The organism is Haliscomenobacter sp. (assembly GCF_040403615.1).
GTDB lineage: Bacteria > Bacteroidota > Bacteroidia > Chitinophagales > Saprospiraceae > Haliscomenobacter.
The window spans coordinates 1-5,580 of sequence record NZ_JBBAKG010000070.1 but is presented as its reverse complement, the minus strand read 5'-3'; the positions used below and the strand labels follow the sequence as shown (position 1 = coordinate 5,580).

The following is a 5,580-nucleotide window of genomic DNA, read 5'->3' as shown; positions in this document are numbered from 1 at the left end:
AATTCATCAGTGTATTTGACATGCTCAAAATTGGCGTGGGGCCATCCAGTTCGCACACGCTTGGCCCTTGGCGGGCGTCAGAGCGCTTTGTCAATGAACTCATTGCGCAAAACTTTTTGGAAAAAACTACCAAACTGGAGGTACACTTGTACGGCTCCCTTGCGCTAACCGGCAAAGGCCACGGTACCGATATTGCCGTCATGATGGGCTTGAGTGGCAAAGATCCGGTAACTGTACCCGTAGAAGAAGTAAAAACTTTACCCCTCCAAATCGAAGCGCGTAAGAAAATGATGCTTGGGGGAACGCATCCCATTGCCTTTGACCCTGAAGTGGACATTCATTTTCGAGGCTACCAGATGCTGCCCTATCATGCCAATGGCATGCGCTTTAGTGCCATGGATTCCAGCGCTGAAGTGATCCATCAAAGTGTATTCTACTCCATCGGTGGTGGATTTGTAGTCAAGGAAGGGGAGGAAAATGTCGTACTTGGCCGTCGCAGCAACGTACCTTTTGTGATAGGGAGCAGCGCCGACTTGTCGCAATGGTGCAAACAAACCCGACGCAAAATTTCTGATGTTGTTTATGAGAATGAAAAAACCTTCCTCGGCAAAGCTGAAATCGACGAACGCCTGCTGCAAATTTGGTCGGTGATGCTCGATGCCGTTTACCGGGGCTGCCATACCGATGGCATACTTCCCGGAGGTTTGGATGTAGCCCGCAGGGCATTTTCCATCAATCAAAAATTGCTGGCGGACGGAGAGTATGTATCCGCGCAGGAATGGGTTCAGTGCATCCGCTTCAGCCGCATCGGTTTTTCGGAAGTGATCAAGTGGATTGGTTGTTTTGCCATGGCCGTGAATGAAGAAAACGCCAATTTTGGCCGCATCGTCACCGCGCCTACCAATGGTGCTGCTGGGGTCATCCCTTCCGTGTTGATGTACTACCTCTGTTTTGTAAAGCCACTGGCCAAAAACGAAGACATTGTAAGGTTCTTGTTGGTGGCAGGTCAAGTTGGGGCCTTGTTCAAGCAAGGTTCTACCATTAGTGCCGCCATGGGCGGTTGTCAGGCAGAAATTGGCGTGTCGAGCGCGATGGCAGCTGCTGCGCTGGCCGAAGGGCTGGGAGCCACGCCCGACCAGGCCCTGATGGCCGCCGAAATTGCCATGGAACACCACTTGGGGCTGACCTGTGACCCCGTAGGTGGATTGGTGCAAGTCCCCTGCATCGAACGCAACTCCATGGGCGCCGTAAAAGCCATCATGGCGGCAAAAATTGCACAGGAATCCGATCCTTCCAAAGCGAAAGTCACCCTTGATGCGGTGATCAAAACCATGTGGGAAACCTCGCAAGACATGAACCACAAGTACAAGGAAACCAGCCTGGGCGGCCTGGCAGTAAACATTGCGATTGCTTTGCCTGAGTGTTGATGCAATGCAGCAATATTCTACTGGTAATTTTTGTCACTCAACTAATATTCAGTTTTTCAGTTATCTTGTTGCACAAAAAACAAATTTTATGTGGGCTGCTCTCTCATCGTTTATTTTACTCAAGTTATGGGGTTGGAAAGTGGTTGGGGATTTTCCTCGACACCTCAAAAAATACATCATCGTTGTAGCACCACATACTTCCAATTGGGATTTTCCTTTTGGCATCTTTCTCCGTATTATCCGCAACGTAGACGTCAAGTTTATCGGCAAAGTCTCCTTATTTCGTCCACCATTCGGGCGCCTTTTCAGGGCCTTGGGGGGCTATCCAGTCGATCGCAGCAAAAACAATAATTTTGTAGATGCCGTAGTGGACATTTTCAATTCCAAATCAGAATTCATCGTAGCCATCACTCCAGAAGGTACGCGCAAACGAGTCAACGAGTTTAAATCGGGGTTTTATTACATCGCTTTGGGCGCCAAAGTACCCCTGATTTCGGCCATTATCGACTATGGTACCAAAACACTCACCCTCACCGAACCCTATTATCCCACAGGCAACAGAGAGGAGGACTTTGAATTCATTCTGAACCATTTTAGGGGAATCAAAGGACGGAATCCTGAGGATGGGATATTTTTTTAATAGCAATCTGTCGGCGAATAACTTTATAGAAAAAAATCAATGTATTGACACAACCAAAGTTTAAACTCTAGGGTATAGTTTTTGTCTGAAGTTTTATCCAATCTTCTCATTACGATACATCAATTAACAAAAGTCGATTTTATGAAAAAATCAGTACTTCTCTTTTGCATCCTTATGTCTGCATTCTGGATTGTTTCGAACAGCAATTCTTCCGGGGCGGCACAGAATCAGGGCACTGACCGAACTGGCTCACCGATCGGTGACAGTTTTTGTGGGGATTGCCACGGCGGCGGCAGCTACAAACCAACACTTGAAGTAGCCATGTTGGATGGCATGAATCCCGTAACCGAATACATGCCTGGAAAAACTTATACACTGCAAGTCCGTATCACCGCTACTGCAGGTACTCCTTCAGGCTACGGGTATCAAGCTGCCGTGTTGGACACCAAATCAAATGCACAAGCAGGAACTTTTGGCACTGCCCCATCCGGCCAGCGGGTAGTTCCACTGAACGGACGCCAATATGCGGAGCAAAGCCGTCGCTCTACTTCTAATACCTTTCAAATTCCCTGGACTGCTCCTGTAGCGGGCGCTGGAGAACTAAAGGTCTACGCTGCTGGTATGGCCGTAAATGGAAGTGGTACAGGAGGAGATAGCCCTGAAAAAATTGCCGTAACACTTAAAGAAGCAAAATCAACCAGCTTAGCTGCACACAAAATCCTGGAAGCACAGATCAAAGTATACCCCAATCCAGCCGTTGAATTTGCCCGGGTAGAAATTGAAGGTGCAGCAGAAAATCGCCAACTCTGGGTCAATTTGCTGGATGTTCAGGGGCGTATCCTGCAAAGCAAAAGCCTACAACCGTCCGCCCAAAGTTCACAAGTAGAATTGGATGTCAAAGCATTGCCTAAAGGCCAGTACTGGGTGCAGGTCAGCAATGGCAATCGGGTAAAAACTGTTTCTTTGTTGAAGTAAAAACAAAAAATAGTTTTATATTTCCGAATTCAAAATAAAGGATTAATTTTGGATGTGTGCTAGCTCATCATTGAAGATGCTTAATGATGAACTAGCCTATGCTTAAAGCCATCATCCAATGTATACCCAATCTGACCAAAAATCCCTTTACGAACGCTCGAAGGCCTACCTTCAGGCGGATCACGCGGTGCGTACCCAGGCCGCCGCCCAGCAGCATGCTGATTTGCGTGCGCTCATCATCTACCATGAATGGCGGTACTACATCCAAAATGACCCGGTAGTAAGCGATTTTGAGTACGATCAATTGTTCAAGCAACTGGAAAAACTGGAAACCGAGCACCCCGATCTGATTAGCGAAGACTCGCCCACCCAAAGGGTTTCCGCGGATTTGACCGAAGATTTTACCCAGGTCGAGCACCTTACCCCCATGTTGTCGTTGGCCAACTCTTACAACGCCGAAGACCTCAATGATTGGGATGCTTCGCTCAAGCGCTTTTTGAACATGGATCCCGACGTCGATATCGCCTATGGGGTGGAACCCAAATTTGACGGAGGCAGCATTGCACTCGTGTACGAAAACGATGTACTTGTGCGCGCCGCCACCCGTGGCAATGGGGCCATTGGTGAAGAAATGACCAACAATGCCAAGGTGATCCGCTCCATACCGCTCAAGGCTGAGTTTTCCAAATACGGCATCTATCGCGTAGAATTGCGCGGCGAGGTGCTGATCCGCAAAGATGTTTTTACCAAAATGAATGCCCAGCGCGCTGCCGACGGGCTACAACTTTTTGCCAATGCCCGCAATACCGCCACCGGAGGCTTGCGCATCAAAGACCCCAAAGAAGTAGCCAAACGTGGCTTGGAAGCCTTCATTTACACCCTCGGGTACGCTGCCGACCGGGAAGGCAACAACACGCTCAGCCAGTTTACCACCCACCTCGAAAGCCTGGAAGTACTGGAAAAACTGGGTTTCAAAGTACCCGTTCAAGAACGCAAGCTTTGCAAAAACATCAACGAAGTACGCGAATTTTGTGACTACTGGCAGCAACAGCGCGAAGGCTATGCCTACGAAATCGATGGCATGGTGGCCAAAGTCAACAGCCGCGAAACGCAGGAACGGGCTGGCTTCACCTCCCACCACCCGCGTTGGGCCATCGCGTTTAAATTTCAGGCCAAACAAGCAACTACCAAGCTGCTCAATGTAGAATACCAGGTGGGTAAAATCGGATCAATCACCCCCGTAGCCAAACTCGACCCCGTGCAACTGGCCGGAGTGACCGTGTCTTCAGTTTCTTTGCACAACGAGGATTTCATCACCAGTCGCGACCTGCGCCTGGGCGATACCGTACTCGTAGAACGTGCCGGAGACGTGATTCCCTACATCGTCAAGGCGATGGATGAACTGCGCGATGGAACCGAAACCCCCATTGTTTTCCCCAAATTTTGCCCCATCAATACCACCGATACGCCCGTAGAATTGCTGCGGGAAGGAGAAGAGGCGGCCTGGCGTTGCCCCAACTGCGTTTGTGGCCAGCAAGACCTCCAGCGCATCATTTTCCACGTCTCCAAGGACGCCATGGACATCGACGGCATGGGCAAGCAAATCGTAGAACGGTTTTTTGAATTGGGCTGGATCCGAAATTTTGCGGATGTGTATAAACTCGATTTCACCCAGGTTGCGCAGTTGGAAGGCTTTGGCGAAAAATCGGCACTGAACCTCCAGGCTGCCATTGAGAAAGCGAAGAAAAACCCCATTCACCGCTTCTTGTACAGCTTATGCATCCATCATTTTGGCAAAAAAGTGTCCAAACTGATCGCTGCGGAGATCAACAACGTATTGGAACTCAAAGATTGGCAATTCGAAGATTTTACCAAAATCAAAGACGTTGGCCCGGTCGTAGCAAAGAACATCATCGATTATTTCCAGGTTTGGCAAAACATCGAAATGCTGGCGGAAATGGGTTCTCTGGGCGTCAACCTGGAGCAAACCGAGGATGACAAACCCAAAGCTGCTGCAGCCGATGCGCCCCTAGCTGGCAAAACCATCCTCTTTACCGGAACCCTCGCGAAAATGGGCCGCAAAGAAGCCCAGGAAAAAGCGGAAGCCGCTGGCGCCAAAAACATTAGTGCCGTGAGCAAAAACCTCGATATTCTGGTAGTAGGGGAGGAAGCGGGCTCAAAACTGAAAAAAGCGAGGGAAATTGGGACGATCCTGATTTGGACGGAGGATGAGTTTTTGGAGAAGGTGACCGAGTAGTTGTACTTGGGCATATGGTCACTAAGTGGATCCAAGGCTTCGAGTTTTTTTCTTTTAAGCAGCTAGATTTATTGGAAAAATGTAGATTGTCGAATGCATTAGCTGCCCTGGGGGCAGATCAGCTATTGGAAAAGGTCGTCGCGGTTATTCAAAACGATTAGGCCTCTGGTATAGCGGGACGTCAATAGGAGAACAGATGCCCCGGATTTGGGCGGATTGGAACGGGTTTCCCGCCTTCGGCGTGATGGCACAAAGTCCCCAAGAAACTCTTTTGGGCTCAA

General features: G+C 49.2%; 4 protein-coding genes. All 4 read left to right on the top strand.

The window, feature by feature from the left end:
- Positions 1 to 5: 5 nt before the first annotated feature.
- The 4 genes from ABW391_RS19845 (at position 6) to ligA (ending at position 5,299) form a co-directional block, all read left to right on the top strand.
- Positions 6 to 1,427, top strand: a complete 1,422-nt coding sequence (locus tag ABW391_RS19845; protein ID WP_353483675.1) for an L-serine ammonia-lyase — start codon at positions 6 to 8, stop codon at positions 1,425 to 1,427.
- Between the two features lie 88 nt (positions 1,428 to 1,515).
- On the top strand, positions 1,516 to 2,067 hold the full coding sequence (locus tag ABW391_RS19840) for a 1-acyl-sn-glycerol-3-phosphate acyltransferase (RefSeq protein ID WP_353483651.1): 552 nt from the start codon (positions 1,516 to 1,518) through the stop codon (positions 2,065 to 2,067).
- Positions 2,068 to 2,208: 141 nt separating this feature from the next.
- Entirely contained in the window at positions 2,209 to 3,042 is an 834-nt protein-coding gene (locus ABW391_RS19835) for a choice-of-anchor V domain-containing protein (protein ID WP_353483650.1), read from the top strand.
- Between the two features lie 118 nt (positions 3,043 to 3,160).
- The gene (ligA, locus tag ABW391_RS19830) at positions 3,161 to 5,299 is read left to right on the top strand and encodes an NAD-dependent DNA ligase LigA (protein ID WP_353483649.1); all 2,139 of its coding nucleotides are present in this window, start codon (positions 3,161 to 3,163) and stop codon (positions 5,297 to 5,299) included.
- Positions 5,300 to 5,580 lie beyond the last annotated feature (281 nt).